We start from the raw sequence: 16,180 nt of genomic DNA, 5'->3' as shown, positions 1-16,180 counted from the left end.
ATCAGGACCAAATTGAGTATTGTTGCCAGCAAACGGCACCACTGCCAAATGAAATGCCGAATACAAATTGGATTTTTTAGAAACGGGTATACGTGCAATTAAACCGCCACCAAAGCCCAGTGAGGCCACCTGGAAAATACTGTTGCGCCAGTAATCGTAATGCTGAAATATCCCTCCTAATAATCGTTCTGGTTTTAAATTTTTGCCTGCTAACAAACCATAACCATTTACATGATCTAAAAAGTTTTTGTCCTTCCTGTCGCTTAACTCTACCCGTAATCTAAAAACATCAAAAGGTTTTCTTTTTACCACCTCAAACGGATCGCCGTAATCCAATTGCAGGTTTACTATTGCGGTGCTGGTACCTGTACCAAACTTATTATCGTTAGCCACTTTATCGTTTATTACCTGTATGCCGCCGGCTAATAAAATATTCAATGGTGCTTTTTGATATACCTCTTTTGTTGTTACCCTGAACATTTTTCGTTGCGTTAAACGGTTTAATGCCCGGGGTGGATTAATGATACCTGCTAAAATTTCTCTAAACACCCTTTCGGCGCCCCTCTTACGATCATCGAGCACATTAGAACTGAGCCGGTAAAAAATTTCGCCTAAAAACATTCCGCTTATGGGTGTATTAATAAGGTCGTTATAAGAAGGCCTGGTATTCTCTCCCAGGTACTCCCACAACACACTGCCTTGTATTACATAAGGTATCGATTGCCAATAAGAATACCCGTTAGAACGGGCAACATTATAATAAAAATTTCCGGTGTGGGGATGACCAATAAAATTTATTCCAAACCCATCTACATCCCATTCCGGTCCTTTCTTTATATTATTTTTCCAGTCTTTAGTACTAACTTTTGCCCAGTCAAATTTATAAACATAGCGGGCAATGCCCCAGTTAAACACGTCTGTTGCCAAAACCCTTACAGCGGGTTTCCACCAGGCATATTTTGGATTAAATGCCGGATCATCATTCAACAAATCGCCATACTTATTATACTTACTGCTGTCTGTAAAAGTAATTGTGGTGTCTCTTAAAAGGAGTGATAAACTGTCAATGGAAATTACGGTTATAACAGTATCGCTATTTTGGGCTTTTGTATAATTCAATAACAGGATCAAAAAAAACAGCGTGAAATTTTTTTTCATGTAATTTTTTAAACTTTAAATGATTACCTACCGGCTTTTACTGCAGCGGGTTTACTATGCTATATCAGCAAACGTGCCATATTTAAATTATACGGCGTTTATGCTGGTAACTGCCGCTTTGTATAAGTACAACCGATATCGGTATAGAATATTTAGCACAATCGAGAAGGAAATTTTTATCGGTAAAAATAATTACAGCTGTTTTTACCTTTCTCGAAAATAGATTGGGGAAATTTTGGGACACTGTCAGATTTACAGCTTTTATATTTTTTGCACTTAGTATGGTTTAAAATATTGATTTAACTCCAATAAAAAAATAAAGGCTGGAACAGTAAGGCCAAAGGGCTTAATGGCACTCCACCACTCCGCATTATTTCTGGCGAAGAAATTCATGCAAGTATGCTGAAGGCTTTAATGCTTGCAGGATTTGGTGCAGACAATATAATAAAAGTTGCAACAGACGAACATGATGCAATAATTGCCGAAAAAATGCCGGTATTAGATGAATCAACAATAGTTTGTTTACAGGCAGGCAATGTAAAGACGGGAGCAATTGACCCGATTAAAGATATTTGCCTGATAGCAAAAGAAAAAGGAGCATATGTACATATAGATGGTGCTTTGGTTTGTGGGCAAGGGTTTCTCCCGAAAAATCTAAACTTGCAGAGGGATGTGAATTAGCAGATTCGTGGGCCATAGTGGTGTAATAATTTGTAAGGATGCAAAAATTCTTCAGGAAGCTCTCTCGATAAGTGCTGCATATTTACCCAGTTCAATTGAAGCTGAACCTAGTTTTTATACCCCGGAAATGTCGAGACGGGCAAGAGGTATTGAAACCTGGGCGGCATTGTATTCGTTAGGGCAAACAGGAGTGGCGGAGTTGATTGAACGCTGTTGTACTTATGCTGCATTATTTGCTGATAATTTAAAAAAGGCCGGATTTAAAATGTTAAATACTGTTACGCTCAACCAGGTACTTGTTCTTTTGGTGATAGTGAGTTAACAAACAGGATTATTAAAAAAATTCAGGAAGATGGCACCTGCTGGTGTGGCGGCACCGTATGGAAAGGAATGACTGCAATGAGAATAAGTGTATCGTCGTGGATGACAATAGCAGAAGATATTGAAGTATGTTCTGCCACTATCATTAAAATAGCCAATAAAGAAATAGCAGGCGAGTAAAGTTTGATAATGAAAATATTTTACTCTTTTATATTAAAAACGTTTACTTGTTTTGCAGTAAATTTATGTGTAAGTACATAATTTATACTTACACAAATATTAAAATAATGAAAATACTAATTGCTGTTTTTATACTTACGCTAAATGCTCCATTTTCTTTTTGCCAGAATAATAAACCAGCAGCAAAAGATAACAGTAAACCATTTGTGTTAGGTGTTATAGAAGAAATTCAATCTGTTGAATTAGCAGAAAAAAGAATTTTAAATATTTATCTGCCCGAAGGTTATAATAAGAACGATACCGCCACCTACCCTGTTATATACTTATTAGATGGTTCGGCAGATGAAGATTTTATACATGTGGTGGGTTTAATTCAGTTTAATACTTTTTCGTGGATAAACCGTGTGCCCAAATCAATTGTTGTGGGTATTTCTAACAAAGACAGAAGAAGAGATTTTACTTTCCCCACCACAGTTGAAGCTGATAAAAAAAAATCTCCATCCACAGGGCATTCTGATAAATTTATTGCTTTTATAGAAAAAGAATTACAGCCTTTTATCGAAAAAAAATATAAAGCCAATACTTCAAAAACAATTATTGGCCAATCTTTAGGCGGCCTCTTAGCAACTGAAATTTTATTTACAAAACCATCAATGTTTAATAAATATATTATTATAAGCCCCAGCCTTTGGTGGGATAATGGTTCGCTATTAAAACATTCTCCTGAAATTTTAAAAGAGAATTTTTTGTCCCAAACTGATATTTATATTGGCGTGGGAAAAGAAGGGCTTGCGCCCACCGACATACCACACGTGATGGAAGTAGAAGCAAATATATTAGCAGAAAAAATTCAGCATACAAAAAGTAAAAACGTTGCAGTGTATTTTGATTATTTACCACAGGAAGATCATGCCACCATTACACATCAGGCAATATTTAATGCACTGAGAATTTTGTATCCTGTAAATAATAAATAATTTATTCCTTACAAAAATAAAATTATTTTTTCTCCATTAACAGTACAGTTAACTTAGCGCTGAAATAATTTACAACACTTGAGTACAATAAATATTTACACCGATGGTGCAGCAAGAGGCAACCCCGGCCCCGGCGGTTACGGCGTTTTACTATTGTGGAATAATCACCGTAAAGAATTATCGCAAGGTTACCGGCTTACTACTAATAACCGTATGGAATTACTTGCCGTTATTACTGCATTGGAAGCTTTAAAAAAAGCAGAACATCCGGTACATATTTATTCCGACAGCCAGTATGTGGTAAAGGCAATTAGTGAAGGGTGGCTTAACACCTGGATAAAAACAAACTTTAAAGGCGGCAAAAAAAACAGTGATCTATGGAAACACTATTACGAAATATCGAGACAATTTAAAATTACGATGCATTGGGTAAAAGGCCACGCTACTAATCCTTTTAACAACCGTTGCGATGAACTGGCCACAGCTGCTGCAGATGGAAAAGATTTACTTATTGATGAATGGTACGAAGAAAATGAATATGAAAAAAAATAATGAAGCAAATAAAAATACAGTTTGCAGCTGGAGTGGTGGTAAAGACAGTTGCTTTGCATTAATGCAGGTAATAAAAAATAACTATACCCCTTCAGTTTTATTAAATGTTTTAAATGAAGACGGGCAAATATCCCGAAGCCATGGCATACCTGCTGCCATTTTACAATTACAGGCTAAGGCCGCCGGCTTACCCATACAGTTAGTAGCCAGCAGCTGGGCAGCCTATGAAACAAAATTTACTGCCACATTACAGCAACTTAAAAATGATTATAGTTTAACGTATGCAGTATTTGGTGATATTGATTTACAAGCTCACCGGGACTGGGAAGAAAAAGTTTGCGCCAATGCTGGCCTGAGTGCAATATTACCATTATGGCAGCAAGACAGAGAGCAATTAGTTATGCAAATGCTTGATGCTGGTATAAAAACAATCATTGTAAGCTGTAACGAATTAATGGGACCCGATTTTTTAGGAAGATTGATAGATGAAAATTGTGTAACTGATTTAAGAAGTGCAGGTGTGGATGTTTGTGGTGAGAATGGTGAATTTCATACCCTGGTTTTAGATTGCCCGCTTTTTACAAACCCTGTTGAGGTTATAGTTACAGATAAAATACTGCATGAAAAATATTGGTTTACAAAGTTGCAGGCAAAATAAAACCTGCCGTTTACAGCGGCAGGTTTTAAAATAATTTATTTACTACTTATCAGGCTACCTGTGTATTTGCTGAGAATACCGTTTTCTTTATTATTGCATAAGCACCAAAAAGTAAAGCTGTAAAAAAGAAATTACTCATAAAAGTATTCAGCAGCATATTACCGAAAAGTTCATTTTTATAAAACGGTATTGCAGCTGCATAACATGCCATTAATCCATTAAATGTTTTTGGGTAATAAATCCCAGTTAACCACATTCCAAAATTAGAAAGTATAAAAAATATTACACCACTCCAAACGCAGGCAAACAAAATATTTTTAGTATTTACTTTTTTAATTTGTGTAGCAAGAAAAGTAATTAATATAAATGCACCATATACAAATGTCTGGCTTATATCATAAAAACCTGGTGTACTGGTAAATAATTCAAATAAAATATCGCTCAGTAATAAAGTACCTAAGGGTAAAATAAGTGCATACTTTTTATTGGTAATTACAGTGCCACCAAAAATTGCCAGTGATGCAATGGGTGCAAAATTAGGCGGGTGCGGAATTAACCTTGAAATTGCTGCTACTAATATCAGTGCCGCTGCCGAAAATATCAATTGCTTATTTTGAGTCTTCATTTGTTATAATTATTTCGGCAAAAATAAGCAATAATATTTCCCCTGCATCATTTTGTAACTGCAATTATCCTCAGGTTGTTAATTACTCTTTTAATTGCCAATAACTCTTGGAGGGCCTATAACTCTTGTAGGATTAATTTAAAGAGTTTTTAAATAAGAAAGGAAACCCTCCAGAAGTTTTGTTTAACTAACTCTTGGAGGGTTAATTTAAAGAGTTTTTAAATAAGAAAGGAAACCCTCCAAGAGTTTTGCAAGAACCCTATGGTTGTTCCGTTTAAATTATCTTTGAAAAATGGCACAGCATAACCAAACCGGCAGCACAGGCGAAACAATGGCAGTAAAATATTTTACTGAAAATGGCTTTACACTATTGCATCAAAACTGGCGGCACAGCCATTGGGAAGTGGATATTATTGCTGCAAAAGAAAATGTGCTGCATTTTATAGAAGTAAAAACCCGGCGTACCAAAAAATTCGGCCATCCCGAAGAAGCCGTTTCAAAAAAGAAAATTCAGAATTTAATAAATGCTTCAGAAGAATTTTTATACCAATTCCCTCAATGGAAAAGAATTCAGTTTGATATTCTTTCTATTACCATTTTAAAAAATGAACCGGTGGAATATTTTTTTATTGAAGACGTGTTTTTGTGATTTCGGATTTGCGATTTCTGATTTCGGATTTCCTTAAATTTTAAGTACCCTGCCATTTACAAAAGACCTTTGTAAATCAAAGAAAATCATAAATCCGAAATCCGAAATCTAAAATTTTCCAGCTGCTTCCATCATTTTCTCTACCAGCTTATATGTTGCCGGACAGTATTCAATATTTTGTTTGTGTACATGCATGTAATCCACCATTTTCTTTTTAGGCAAATGCGGAAAACCGGAGCAGTCTAAAGGCCGTATTTCATAAATAGAACACTTATTATCTTTTAAATTTAAAAACTGGCAGGGCTGTTTTTTATTTTGCCAGTCTTTATCACGTTTTTCATAAATTAACCATTGATCGCTAAACTGCTGCGGTGTTTGCTTAAAGTGTGCGGAAATTCTTTGTATATCAGTTTTGGTATAAGTAGGCGTCATGGTTTTGCAGCAATTGGCGCAGGTAAGGCAGTCAATCTCCGCCCAAACTTCGGGTTCTAAAGCGGCAGTTAATTTATCCAACCCTTTGGGCGGATTATTTTCTGTTTTGGTAAGAAAAGTTTTCATTCTTCTTTTATTAAGCTTCATTTTTCGCTTAAAGGAAGGGAGATTTACTGGCTGCATAATAAATTTTAAATACTGTAAATGAAATTTAAGCAGCGAAAATAGTGTATAATTGTTTTAAATAGACTAATGGGCATATTTTACTGTTATAAGAAAGAAAAAATACCTGAAAAGCTCTAATGCCTTAATGACCAATGACGAAATTTTATGTGGGACGCTTATAAAAAAGGTTACAAAGCCTGGTTGCAATTAGAAAAATCTTTAGCAGATAATTCTGTAGAAGCATACCTGCATGATATTGATAAGCTCACTACTTTTTTATTAACCCAGGAAATAAAATCGCCGGATAAAGTTACCCTTAAAGACCTGGAGCTTTTTGTAAAATGGGTGGCAGAGTTAGGAATGACTGCATCATCGCAGGCAAGAATAATTTCGGGGCTGCGCAGTTTTTATAAATATTGTTTGCTGGAACAAATTACCAGCGCCGACCCTACTGTTTTATTAGAAGCCCCGAAACTAAAACGCATATTACCCGATACGTTGAGTTTTGATGAAATAGAAAAAATTATTGGTCAGATTGACTTAAGCACACCGGAAGGTGGCCGCAATAAAGCTATGCTTGAAACTTTGTACAGCTGTGGTTTACGTGTAAGCGAACTGGTGAATTTAAAAATGAGTTGTTTGTATTTGGATGTTGGTTTTATAAGGGTAATTGGTAAAGGCGATAAAGAAAGACTGGTACCCATTGGCAGTGATGCCATAAAATTTATTAAAATTTATAAAGATGATATAAGGGTACACATCAGCATTAAAAAAGACCAGGAAGATATATTGTTTTTAAACCGCAGGGGAAGTAAGCTCAGCCGTGTAATGATTTTTTTAATTTTAAAAGAACTGGCAAAAAAAGCTGGCATCACTAAAAGTATTTCACCGCATACCTTTCGCCATTCTTTTGCCACACATTTGGTGGAAGGTGGTGCCGATTTAAGGGCTGTGCAGGAAATGCTGGGTCACGAAAGTATTACCACTACGGAAATTTATACGCACTTAGACAGAGAATATTTACGAGATACATTGCAGCAATTTCATCCGGCATTTAAATAGTTTTTTACATGGTCAGACGGCACGTCAGACCATGTAAAAAAAACCGGTCCGATGCCGCCAATTTGATTACTAAGTTAGGCAGACATCATGACCGGCGTAAACAACCATTACTACTGAAGACTAAAACTATTGGTGCTTATAAAATTATTTTTATCATTAAATATTCTAACATAATAAATACCGCTGCTCCAAATGCTGTTGGTTTGCATTTGTTCGGTATGTGTTTTTGCAAGAGCAACAGTTTGTTTTTGTAAAACAACCCTGCCAGCGGCATCCACAATTTGAATGTTGTACATCCCGGCTTGCTTTAATTTAAGCGAAAGTGAAAATGAATTACCTCTTTGTATTGGATTGGGATAAATTTTTACTGCGCTGGTATTTTTTGAAACCCATGTTGAAACTCTTGTTTTAAGTGTATCTTTTAAAATTGATTGTCTTTGTTCACTAACCATACTAATGGATCCCATCACTCTGCAAAACCTCCTTCCATTTCCATAAGAAGTTACTAGAACTGAATCCATTTTTTTATAGTCAGCTAGTTCTGGTAACTTTTCTAAAAATATTTGTTTAGTTATTTTTCTTTCATCAAAGTCATTACAGGTAATTTGTATCTCTTCTTCTTTAAAACCAGCTGCTGTAATAGTTATAGAATATTTTGAGCCTTCTTCAATTTTTCTTAATTTATAAATGCCTTTTTTATCTGTAAAAACAGCATCTGATTGGCTTGCTCCAATTCTTTTTATAACTACAGATGCCTTATTAATTGGCAGCAGTGTTGCATTATCTCTCACTTCAATTATGGCAATATGTTTTGGTGGTATTGGAGTGTAAACATATCCTTGTTCATCAATTTTTACAGACGTTATAACTAATGCTCCCAATAATTCAATTTCCATTTTGCTAAGTATAATATCAAAGCTGTTTAAACTTGTCAATTTTATTTCCTTCCTTTCAAAACCCACTGCGGTTATCTCAAGAATATCAGTTTTCGTATCAACATTAATTTTATAAAATCCATTTACATCTGCACTTGTTCCATTCTTTGAGCCTTTTATTATTATTGAAGCTCCAGCTAACGGCTGCCCTGCTTCATCAATTATTTTTCCTGTTATGATCCTGTAAGTGTTTACGGCTATTTCTCCCTTTGTAATTCTATTTTTTTTAGCTGCATCTATTTTAGATTCCTCAACAACTTTTACTCCTCCCTGTGCTTTTGCAGTATTGGTTTTTGAAAAGAAAAGGAACAACATGGTTATATAATTCCAGTACCAAAACAATTTCTTCTTTGGTTCTTTTAGAATACTGATAGCTCTTTCTAATTGATCGGGATAGGCCCGTCCACAAACATTTTCGTTTTTTATACTGGAGAAATAGTGGAGTACCTGTGTGTCGCTCATGGAGCTGAAGTCAACCACCTGTTTGGCGCAACTGTTGCAAAAGCGGCCCTGCTGCGTGGGAGTCATTTCGTTCCAGTTCTGATGGCAAGGCTCGGGAATAGATAGTTGAATTTTTTGCATTACAGTTAGGTTTTCTATACTGATGCAGCCATTTTTGGGATTACATAAAAGAAATAAAAAAAATAAATCCTTTTTTTTACGCTTAGATAAAAGTTGAATAGTGAGTTACAGTTGAACGGAGCGTCGCCACAAATGTCAAATCAGGAATATTAGTTTGTAACAAAAAATTACTTCCTTTCCAGCAATACTTCATGCTGTTGAAACGAAACGGAGTTGGTGTAAACGGTATTGGTAACTTTTTTACGGTAATTTTTAAAGATGCTTTGCCAGCGTAATTGCAATACGCCTAAAACCCCTTCTTTTATTATGCCTTTATTCATTTTGCTGGCGCCCAGTTCCCTATCGATAAAAATGATGGGCACTTCAGTAATTTTAAAACCTAATTTCCAGGCAGCAAATTTCATCTCTATCTGAAAGGCGTAACCAACAAAAGAAATGCCATCTAAATTAATGGTTTCCAAAACTTCTCTTTTGTAACAAACAAAACCGGCAGTGGGATCTTTAACCGGCATCCACGTAATAATTTGTGTATATAGCGAAGCGCCTTTTGATAAAAGTATTCTGTTGGCGGGCCAGTTTTGTACTGCTCCGCCTTTTACATATCTCGATCCTACGGCAACACCTGCTCCATCTTTGCAGGCATCGTACAATCTTTCTAAATCTTTGGGGTTGTGAGAAAAATCGGCATCCATTTCAAAAATAAAACGATAGCCTTTATCGATAGCCCATTTAAAACCAAAAATATATGCTGTGCCCAAACCTAATTTACCGCTGCGTTCTTCTAAAAATAGTTGCCCGGGATATTTTGCAAATAATGTTTTTACAATAGAGGCAGTGCCGTCGGGTGAATTATCATCAATAATTAAAACATGGTACTGCTGGCCCAAACCAATTACTGCACCAATAATATTTTGGATATTTTCTTTTTCGTTGTATGTAGGTATGATGACTAGTTTTTCCAACGCATGTTTTTTGCTATCTCAAATTTACAAAAAATAACTTAATGTACCGTTTACATATTGGTTAGCGTGGATAATTAATTGTTTTTTAACAGGGTTCTGTTGAATATTTCGGTTAATTTTTGTTTGGTGTGCAATGGAAAATCGCCTCTCATCATCCAGTCATAATACTGAGGCTCAGCCTTTAATACTTCGGCAACCGACCGGCCTTTAAATTTTCCGAAATTAAAAATTTCAACTCCTTTATCATCAAAGCTAAAGCGGCGGGCATAATCCACAATTTTTTCTTCGCCAATGGCACTTAAAACAGATTCTACAGTATTGCCTAAATTTTCATATTTTTTAAGCTGTGCTAAAAAAACATCTATTGTTGCGCTAACATCTGCTTCGGCACTGTGTGCATCTACCAATTCTTTTTCGCAAAAGAATTTATAGGCCGCCGTTAGTGTACGGGGTTCCATAGTATAAAAAATATGCTGCACATCCACCATTTTTCTTTTACTCAAATCTACGTCTATGCCTACTCTTAAAAACTCTTCCATTAAAATAGGAATATCAAAACGGTTACTGTTATAGCCGCCTAAATCGCATCCTTCGATAAATACTTTTATTTCGTTTGCTGCCTGCTTAAAAGTGGGTGCATCTTTTACCATTTCGTCGGTAATGCCATGTATATCGCTGGTTACTTTTGGAATGGGCATTTGCGGATTAAGCAATTTGCGTTTTACCTGGCGGCTGCCATCGGGTAGTAATTTTATTACGGCAATTTCCACAATACGGTCGGTTGAAAGGCTTACTCCTGTTGTTTCCAAATCGATAAATGCAATAGGCCTTGTAAGTTGTAACATGTTTGTTTGAGGTTTAAATCATAAATTATTGAAAAATAAGGTTAAAAATAGGGTAGTTTTTACACTTATTAAAGAAGAAAGGTAATAAAATAGCTAATTTCGCCGTTTAGCCTTGGTAATTTATCTTTGCACTAACTAATAGTTACAAAAAAGATTTTTAACCTGAAATTTTATATGATGAAAAAATTATTTTTTGTTTTTGCTGCTCTACTATTAATGGCAGTAGTTTTTAACAGTTGTACTACCAGTCGCAAAGCCGGATGCCCGGGTACCGAAGGTATTATTCATTAATTAAGTTTTTTTATGACGTGGATTGAGCTAAATGATGAAGAGCAGTTGAACAGCATAAAAGAATTATCGAAAGATAAGCCTCAATTAATTTTTAAACACAGCACCCGCTGCAGTATAAGCAGCATGGCAAAAGGCCGTTTAGAAAGAAGTACTCAGCCCGATAATATTGATTTCTATTACCTCGACCTGATAAAAAACCGCCAGCTGTCTAACAAAGTAGCCGAAAATTTTTCTGTATTTCATGAGTCGCCGCAGGTGCTGCTGATTAAAAATGGCGCATGTGTTTACGATGAAAGCCACAGCGGCATTATGATGGATGATATTGTGGAGCAGGCATGATTGTACTTTTGTAAAACTAATTTGGTATTAGTCCAATGGGCACAATAATTTCCCACCTGTTTTTTACTCCGGGGTTTAATAAATCGGTATCCAGTAAATGAGCAAACCTTACTCCAATACTTACGGGTAACGAATTCCAAACTTTAGTATCAAAATATAATTCTGCCCCAGTACTGCGATTAATAATTTCTGTTAATCTGCCATTACTAAATCTTGCCAATGAATTATTATAATCATAAAAAGCATTGGCCCTTATGCGTTGAAAATAAATTACTCCGCCAACACCCCAATCGGGATAACACAATGGAAAATGATAATTGAATCCTAACTTATACATCCGTCTCGTGCTTAATGCTTCGTAACCTCTTGCAAAAGAAAAAATATTACTGAATAAATCAGGTAAGGTATCTCTTTTTTGATAAGCACCATTTATTACCAAACTATGATTTACTGCAAACCCTGGAAAATATAGCGCTGTGTTTGCAACCAATTTATGACTGTTTCTAAAATTAAATGCATCCCTGTAATTAACTGCAATACTTTGTGCCCATCTTGGATTAATATACTGCACTGCCCTGCGACTTACATTGCTAAAAGAAAAAAATGCATTGCCGTAATTGATGGCTTTGTTATTAAAAATATTTTTACTTATACCTGAATAAAGATATTGCTCAATATTATACCCGGCTCCAAAATTTAAAAACTTATTTGTTCGTCCGCCAATAAAATTTAAAGGAATTGAAAACCCTGTTTTTAATGTAGCCGAATTAAATATTATTGACTTACCCAATGCAGTATCTATTGTACGGTTAAAACTTTCCTCTGCCCCAACACTTAATACAGGGAACCATCCTGCAAATACACTACTGATACCAAGGGTGTGGCTTTTATCGTTTCGGTTGTAAGTATAACTTAAAATATTACTAAAACTGCTGAGTACATTATCACTGTATAAACTGTAGCCAAATTCCGGATCGCCAATTACCGGCCTGCGGCTATGGAAATTAAAAAGATAAGATGACTTTTTATATTTTGTAATAGCATTTTGTTTTTCGGTTAAAGCATATAAACTACGGGCTCCTTCTTTTTTTAAAGCACGGGCTGTATATAAATCGGGGATGGCAATAAAATCAACTGCTGTAACTTTTTGCCACTGCAATTGATTTACGATGGCTTTTGATAAACGGTTACCTTCTGCTGTAAAAGAAGTGAATACCAATTCTCCCTTTGAATTTGCTGCAGGATGATAGATACCATTACTGTTATTGGTTAACCTGAATATTTTTTTATCTTTTAATGATACTGCAAAAATTTTATCAGCATTATTATCCATGCGGCTAAAATAGACTGTATCATTTTTTACAGAAGGATACCCCAATACGTTAAAAGAAAAAGGTGTAAGTAATTCTGTTGTACCATTTGTTAAATCAACTTTTACCAACGCCATATTCCCTTCGGGATTTCTTATTGCAGATACTGCAGCTGTATTGTTTACATATTTTGTTTGTGTAAAAAAATAATTCTGTGGGTTAGGCACTTTTAATATTACTTCTCCTGTTGTTGCATTTAAGCGGTGCAAATTATTGGTACCATCAGTATTTACACTTACTGCCAGTATTTCGTTGCCCTCAGCATTTATATCAGGCGAAAAATATTTTGATTTAAAAGTTAATTGCTTTTGCTGTTTAGATTTTATATCCAGCAATTGAAGTACGCTGTAATCCCTGTTGCCCCAACGTGGATCAGATTGGTAAGATGCGTAAACCACTTTACCATTTTTATAAGAATAATAATCATCTATCGCTAAATTTTTCACTCTTATTTTTTCTTCTTTGCCATTTGCTAATAAATAAAAGGCTTCTATTTCTTTATACGATTTTTTAGTTACCAAAATACTGTCATCTCCAATAAAATTAGGGAAGAGATAATCAATGACATTATTTTTTTTAATACCTGTCAGGTAATTATAGTCTGTTGTTGTTTTTTCTTCTAAAAAAGATTTTTCTTTAAAAAAATTTACAGCATCCTGCCTGAACTGTTTAAACGGTACACCCGAATGCTTTTCTATGGCTTTGTTAAAAAAACTTTTAAACCTTACCGCATCATTGGTAACATTATTCCAAAAATTTTCTCCGTATTTTTCATACCCATAGGCCACCAAAATATATCCCAACGGATAATGATCGGGTACAAAATCTTTTAAAGAACCGCTGCGGTATTTCATCCAGCTGTACTTTTTATTTTCTAACCAAAGCGATTTAAAGCCATTGAAAAAAGCAGGCATCCTTCCCCTACCCTGTGCACTTACTAAAGTTTCCTGCCATACTGCATCCCCTTCAAAAAAATAGTCGGGTAAAAAAAGTCCGTTGGCAAACAACTGTCCTTCCTGCCCTAAAAAAAACGAAAATAATTTGGTAAGCCCTTTATTAAAATTACTGAACTGCTGCATGTGCCGGTTTTCGTGGGTAATTAAATTGTCATCCCATCGTACGCTTCCGGTATTAAAATTATCCTGGCCGGGTGTCATAAATAATTCACTCATTATTGGTGCCATACGAACGTAGGCGTTAGGAATAGTGGTTTGATTTTGTAAAATAATATTCCATTTGCGCTGGCTGCCACCAATTGTTTTTGATGTAGCACTGTCCATTAACTGTACCACATTGGCAATGCGGTTTGCCTGACTGTCTAAACCCTGCGGAAAAATAATCTTTGCTTTTGAGGTGTTTATTTGCTTCCATTTTACTGAAGGAGCATTACCACCAAAATTTTGAGCCATACAAATAAATGGTAATAAAAAAACTATAACGGAAGTAGCAATAAGTTTTACTTTTATCATAGCTTAAAAATACAAATCATTATTGATAAAATAAATTACTGCAAATGCTTGAACCAAATTTTTCTCCTTTTCCTGAAATTATTACCGAAAGGTTATTACTGAGCAGCATACAAAAAGAAGATGCCCCCGAATTATTACTGTTACGCAGCAGCGAAAAAGTAATGGAATATATTGACAAAGAAAGAACGAAAACTTTAGAAGAAACAGCAGCATTAATAAAACGTATTACTGATGATGAAATAAATAATGAAGGCATTACCTGGAAGATAAGTGTAAAAGAAAATCCTGGAAAATTAATTGGCAGCATTGGTTTTTGGAGAATAATAAAACCACACTACCGTGCCGAAGTGGGTTATATGCTGCACCCCGATTTTTGGAAAACCGGTTTAATGAAAGAAGCACTGCAAGCGGTTATTGATTTTGGATTTAATACTATTCATCTGCACAGTATAGAAGCTCATATTAACCCCGGTAATGCAGCATCTGCAGGCCTTTTAGAAAAATTAAATTTTGTAAGAGAAGCTTATTTTAAAGAAGATTATTTTTTCAGAGGTAAATTTTTAGACAGTGCTATTTATTCTTTATTAAACAAAAAATAAAACCCTGTTCAATTAAGAACGGGGCTTATTTGCGTTTGGGTTTATTAATTTACATTTTTGGTAACAACACATGGTCAACCACGTGTATTACACCATTACTTTGATTAACATCTTTAATAGTTACGTAAGCCACACCACCACTTTCATCTTTAATGGCAATTTTATTTCCTTTCATCATAATTATTAAATTTCCGCCTGCAACAGTTTTTACTGTAGCGGTGCCATTACCATCCTTAATTAACTTTGCTAAATCTTTTGAAGTGTATTTACCTGAAACCACATGGTAAGTTAATACACCTGTTAAAGCTGCTTTGCTTTCTGGTTTTAATAAATTATCTACAGTACCTGCAGGTAACATATTAAAGGCTTCGTTCGTCGGTGCAAATACGGTAAACGGTCCTGCGCTTTGTAATGTTTCTACAAGGCCGGCAGCTTTTACAGCGGCAACTAATGTAGTGTGGTCTTTACTGTTTACTGCATTTTCAACAATATTTTTAGATGGATACATTGCTGCCCCACCTACCATAACTGTTTTTTCCATTTGTGCAAATGATGCATTAACAAATAACATTGCTATTGCTCCAAAAAGAAATTTTTTAACCTGTTTCATAAATGTGTTTTTAAGTTTGTTTTAATTATTTATTTACAGAAACATTTACGGCAGATGAAAAAGAATGGATTGTTTTTTTTATAAAAAATATTTTGTGTTGAAGAATTTTACACAATAACAATGCAGTAATAAAACAATATTGCAATTGAAAAATAGAAAATAAAAAAATTATATGAGATTAAAAAATGAGCATTAGATTTTGCCCATACTAACTACAGCAGTTGGTGTAGGGTTGCCTCCTTCTTTTTCTAAAGAGATAGCAAAAGCTTCGGCTCTTCCAAATGCTTTCATGGGTTGCATGCGGAATTTTTTGCCTTTATCATTGGTAATTATTAAACCTCCATCAACAGGCACACCATCTACAATAGCCCAAAACTGGTATTGTTTACCGGCTGGTGCATCGGGTAAATTACTGGCATCTACCATTACATCACCGGTATTTTTCATCCAGTAAATTTTTGCAGTTGCTTCAGGTAAAGTTGGCTGGCCTTGTAACGCAACAGGAATACTGTATTTGCTTTGTACAATACCCAAATCAGTTTTCATGTCATCAGTTTGCTGTTGTACTTGTGCAAGCTGTTGCTGTGTATCTTTTAAATCTTTACTCGCTGTATTATACTTGTTATAATACATCACGTTCATTATTGCACTGCCTGCAAGTAAAATAATTGATGCAGCTGCTGCAAATTTCCAGTAATTTTTAAAGGCAACCACTTTG

The 16,180-nt window shown here is 35.1% G+C and carries 18 protein-coding genes; 9 read left to right on the top strand and 9 right to left on the bottom strand.

Annotation, left to right across the window (positions count from 1 at the left end; genetic code table 11):
* Positions 1-1,158: DUF3943 domain-containing protein (locus tag ACY651_RS10565; protein ID WP_462252464.1), on the bottom strand; the 1,158-nt coding region annotated here is incomplete at its 3' end.
* Positions 1,159-1,527: 369 nt separating this feature from the next.
* On the opposite strand from ACY651_RS10565, the gene ACY651_RS10560 reads away from it, so the two are divergent.
* The 5 genes from ACY651_RS10560 to ACY651_RS10540 all read left to right on the top strand — a co-directional run bounded on the left by ACY651_RS10560 (position 1,528) and on the right by ACY651_RS10540 (position 4,527).
* On the top strand, positions 1,528-1,839 hold the full coding sequence (locus ACY651_RS10560) for an aminotransferase class V-fold PLP-dependent enzyme (RefSeq protein ID WP_462252466.1): 312 nt from the start codon (positions 1,528-1,530) through the stop codon (positions 1,837-1,839).
* Positions 1,840-1,846: 7 nt separating this feature from the next.
* Positions 1,847-2,161 carry a pyridoxal-dependent decarboxylase gene (locus ACY651_RS10555; RefSeq protein WP_462252462.1) on the top strand — a complete coding sequence of 105 codons (315 nt, stop codon included), beginning with the start codon at positions 1,847-1,849 and terminating at the stop codon, positions 2,159-2,161.
* A 286-nt stretch (positions 2,162-2,447) separates the two neighbouring features.
* Positions 2,448-3,317, top strand: coding sequence for an alpha/beta hydrolase (locus tag ACY651_RS10550; RefSeq protein ID WP_462252460.1), 870 nt, complete (start codon positions 2,448-2,450; stop codon positions 3,315-3,317).
* 78 nt (positions 3,318-3,395) lie between these two features.
* On the top strand, positions 3,396-3,869 hold the full coding sequence (rnhA, locus tag ACY651_RS10545) for a ribonuclease HI (protein ID WP_462252458.1): 474 nt from the start codon (positions 3,396-3,398) through the stop codon (positions 3,867-3,869).
* A complete protein-coding gene (locus ACY651_RS10540) occupies positions 3,856-4,527 on the top strand; it encodes a Dph6-related ATP pyrophosphatase (protein WP_462252456.1) in 672 nt (223 codons plus the stop codon). The genes rnhA and ACY651_RS10540 overlap by 14 nt, the downstream gene beginning before the upstream one ends.
* Positions 4,528-4,576: 49 nt before the next feature.
* Here ACY651_RS10540 and ACY651_RS10535 read toward each other — a convergent pair whose 3' ends face one another.
* The gene (locus tag ACY651_RS10535) at positions 4,577-5,152 is read right to left on the bottom strand and encodes a DUF6580 family putative transport protein (protein ID WP_462252454.1); all 576 of its coding nucleotides are present in this window, start codon (positions 5,150-5,152) and stop codon (positions 4,577-4,579) included.
* Between the two features lie 292 nt (positions 5,153-5,444).
* Between ACY651_RS10535 and ACY651_RS10530 the strand changes: the two genes are divergently transcribed.
* Positions 5,445-5,801: a YraN family protein gene (locus ACY651_RS10530; protein WP_462220198.1), complete on the top strand. Its 357-nt coding sequence runs from the start codon at positions 5,445-5,447 to the stop codon at positions 5,799-5,801.
* A 108-nt stretch (positions 5,802-5,909) separates the two neighbouring features.
* Here the strand turns inward: ACY651_RS10530 and ACY651_RS10525 are convergent, their stop codons facing one another.
* Positions 5,910-6,416: a YkgJ family cysteine cluster protein gene (locus tag ACY651_RS10525; RefSeq protein WP_462252452.1), complete on the bottom strand. Its 507-nt coding sequence runs from the start codon at positions 6,414-6,416 to the stop codon at positions 5,910-5,912.
* Positions 6,417-6,563: 147 nt separating this feature from the next.
* Between ACY651_RS10525 and xerD the strand changes: the two genes are divergently transcribed.
* Complete coding sequence (xerD, locus tag ACY651_RS10520) at positions 6,564-7,460, top strand: site-specific tyrosine recombinase XerD (protein WP_462252450.1); 897 nt, start codon at positions 6,564-6,566, stop codon at positions 7,458-7,460.
* A gap of 110 nt (positions 7,461-7,570) precedes the next feature.
* On the opposite strand, the gene ACY651_RS10515 is transcribed toward xerD, so the two are convergent.
* The 3 genes from ACY651_RS10515 to ACY651_RS10505 all read right to left on the bottom strand — a co-directional run bounded on the left by ACY651_RS10515 (position 7,571) and on the right by ACY651_RS10505 (position 10,784).
* Positions 7,571-8,977 carry a carboxypeptidase-like regulatory domain-containing protein gene (locus tag ACY651_RS10515; protein ID WP_462252448.1) on the bottom strand — a complete coding sequence of 469 codons (1,407 nt, stop codon included), beginning with the start codon at positions 8,975-8,977 and terminating at the stop codon, positions 7,571-7,573.
* A 167-nt stretch (positions 8,978-9,144) separates the two neighbouring features.
* A complete protein-coding gene (locus ACY651_RS10510) occupies positions 9,145-9,939 on the bottom strand; it encodes a polyprenol monophosphomannose synthase (protein ID WP_462252446.1) in 795 nt (264 codons plus the stop codon).
* 74 nt (positions 9,940-10,013) lie between these two features.
* Positions 10,014-10,784 carry an exonuclease domain-containing protein gene (locus tag ACY651_RS10505; RefSeq protein ID WP_462252444.1) on the bottom strand — a complete coding sequence of 257 codons (771 nt, stop codon included), beginning with the start codon at positions 10,782-10,784 and terminating at the stop codon, positions 10,014-10,016.
* 303 nt (positions 10,785-11,087) lie between these two features.
* Here ACY651_RS10505 and ytxJ point away from each other — a divergent pair, with 303 nt between their 5' ends.
* A complete protein-coding gene (ytxJ, locus tag ACY651_RS10500; RefSeq protein WP_462252442.1) occupies positions 11,088-11,414 on the top strand; it encodes a bacillithiol system redox-active protein YtxJ in 327 nt (108 codons plus the stop codon).
* 16 nt (positions 11,415-11,430) lie between these two features.
* Here ytxJ and ACY651_RS10495 read toward each other — a convergent pair whose 3' ends face one another.
* Complete coding sequence (locus ACY651_RS10495; RefSeq protein WP_462252440.1) at positions 11,431-14,253, bottom strand: TolB-like translocation protein; 2,823 nt, start codon at positions 14,251-14,253, stop codon at positions 11,431-11,433.
* Between the two features lie 44 nt (positions 14,254-14,297).
* On the opposite strand from ACY651_RS10495, the gene ACY651_RS10490 reads away from it, so the two are divergent.
* Positions 14,298-14,852 carry a GNAT family N-acetyltransferase gene (locus tag ACY651_RS10490; RefSeq protein ID WP_462252438.1) on the top strand — a complete coding sequence of 185 codons (555 nt, stop codon included), beginning with the start codon at positions 14,298-14,300 and terminating at the stop codon, positions 14,850-14,852.
* 49 nt (positions 14,853-14,901) lie between these two features.
* Here the strand turns inward: ACY651_RS10490 and ACY651_RS10485 are convergent, their stop codons facing one another.
* Positions 14,902-15,462, bottom strand: coding sequence for a fasciclin domain-containing protein (locus ACY651_RS10485; RefSeq protein ID WP_462252436.1), 561 nt, complete (start codon positions 15,460-15,462; stop codon positions 14,902-14,904).
* Between the two features lie 192 nt (positions 15,463-15,654).
* Positions 15,655-16,180, bottom strand: a 526-nt coding sequence (locus tag ACY651_RS10480; protein WP_462252434.1) for an anti-sigma factor domain-containing protein, incomplete at its 5' end; no start/stop codon positions are given.

This window comes from Ferruginibacter sp. (genome assembly GCF_031391665.1).
Taxonomy (GTDB): Bacteria; Bacteroidota; Bacteroidia; order Chitinophagales; family Chitinophagaceae; genus Ferruginibacter.
This window is presented reverse-complemented; position numbering and strand designations above follow the sequence as displayed.

What these genes read in the sequence shown, in the direction of transcription:
- ACY651_RS10490 (WP_462252438.1), top strand. Translation starts at nt 14,298, where the DNA reads ATGCTTGAACCAAATTTTTCTCCTTTTCCTGAAATTATTACCGAAAGG.
- ACY651_RS10515 (WP_462252448.1), bottom strand. Translation starts at nt 8,977, where the DNA reads ATGCAAAAAATTCAACTATCTATTCCCGAGCCTTGCCATCAGAACTGG.
- xerD (WP_462252450.1), top strand. Translation starts at nt 6,564, where the DNA reads ATGTGGGACGCTTATAAAAAAGGTTACAAAGCCTGGTTGCAATTAGAA.
- ACY651_RS10530 (WP_462220198.1), top strand. Translation starts at nt 5,445, where the DNA reads ATGGCACAGCATAACCAAACCGGCAGCACAGGCGAAACAATGGCAGTA.
- ACY651_RS10485 (WP_462252436.1), bottom strand. Translation starts at nt 15,462, where the DNA reads ATGAAACAGGTTAAAAAATTTCTTTTTGGAGCAATAGCAATGTTATTT.
- ACY651_RS10540 (WP_462252456.1), top strand. Translation starts at nt 3,856, where the DNA reads ATGAAAAAAAATAATGAAGCAAATAAAAATACAGTTTGCAGCTGGAGT.
- ytxJ (WP_462252442.1), top strand. Translation starts at nt 11,088, where the DNA reads ATGACGTGGATTGAGCTAAATGATGAAGAGCAGTTGAACAGCATAAAA.
- ACY651_RS10535 (WP_462252454.1), bottom strand. Translation starts at nt 5,152, where the DNA reads ATGAAGACTCAAAATAAGCAATTGATATTTTCGGCAGCGGCACTGATA.
- ACY651_RS10525 (WP_462252452.1), bottom strand. Translation starts at nt 6,416, where the DNA reads ATGCAGCCAGTAAATCTCCCTTCCTTTAAGCGAAAAATGAAGCTTAAT.
- ACY651_RS10505 (WP_462252444.1), bottom strand. Translation starts at nt 10,784, where the DNA reads ATGTTACAACTTACAAGGCCTATTGCATTTATCGATTTGGAAACAACA.
- ACY651_RS10495 (WP_462252440.1), bottom strand. Translation starts at nt 14,253, where the DNA reads ATGATAAAAGTAAAACTTATTGCTACTTCCGTTATAGTTTTTTTATTA.
- ACY651_RS10550 (WP_462252460.1), top strand. Translation starts at nt 2,448, where the DNA reads ATGAAAATACTAATTGCTGTTTTTATACTTACGCTAAATGCTCCATTT.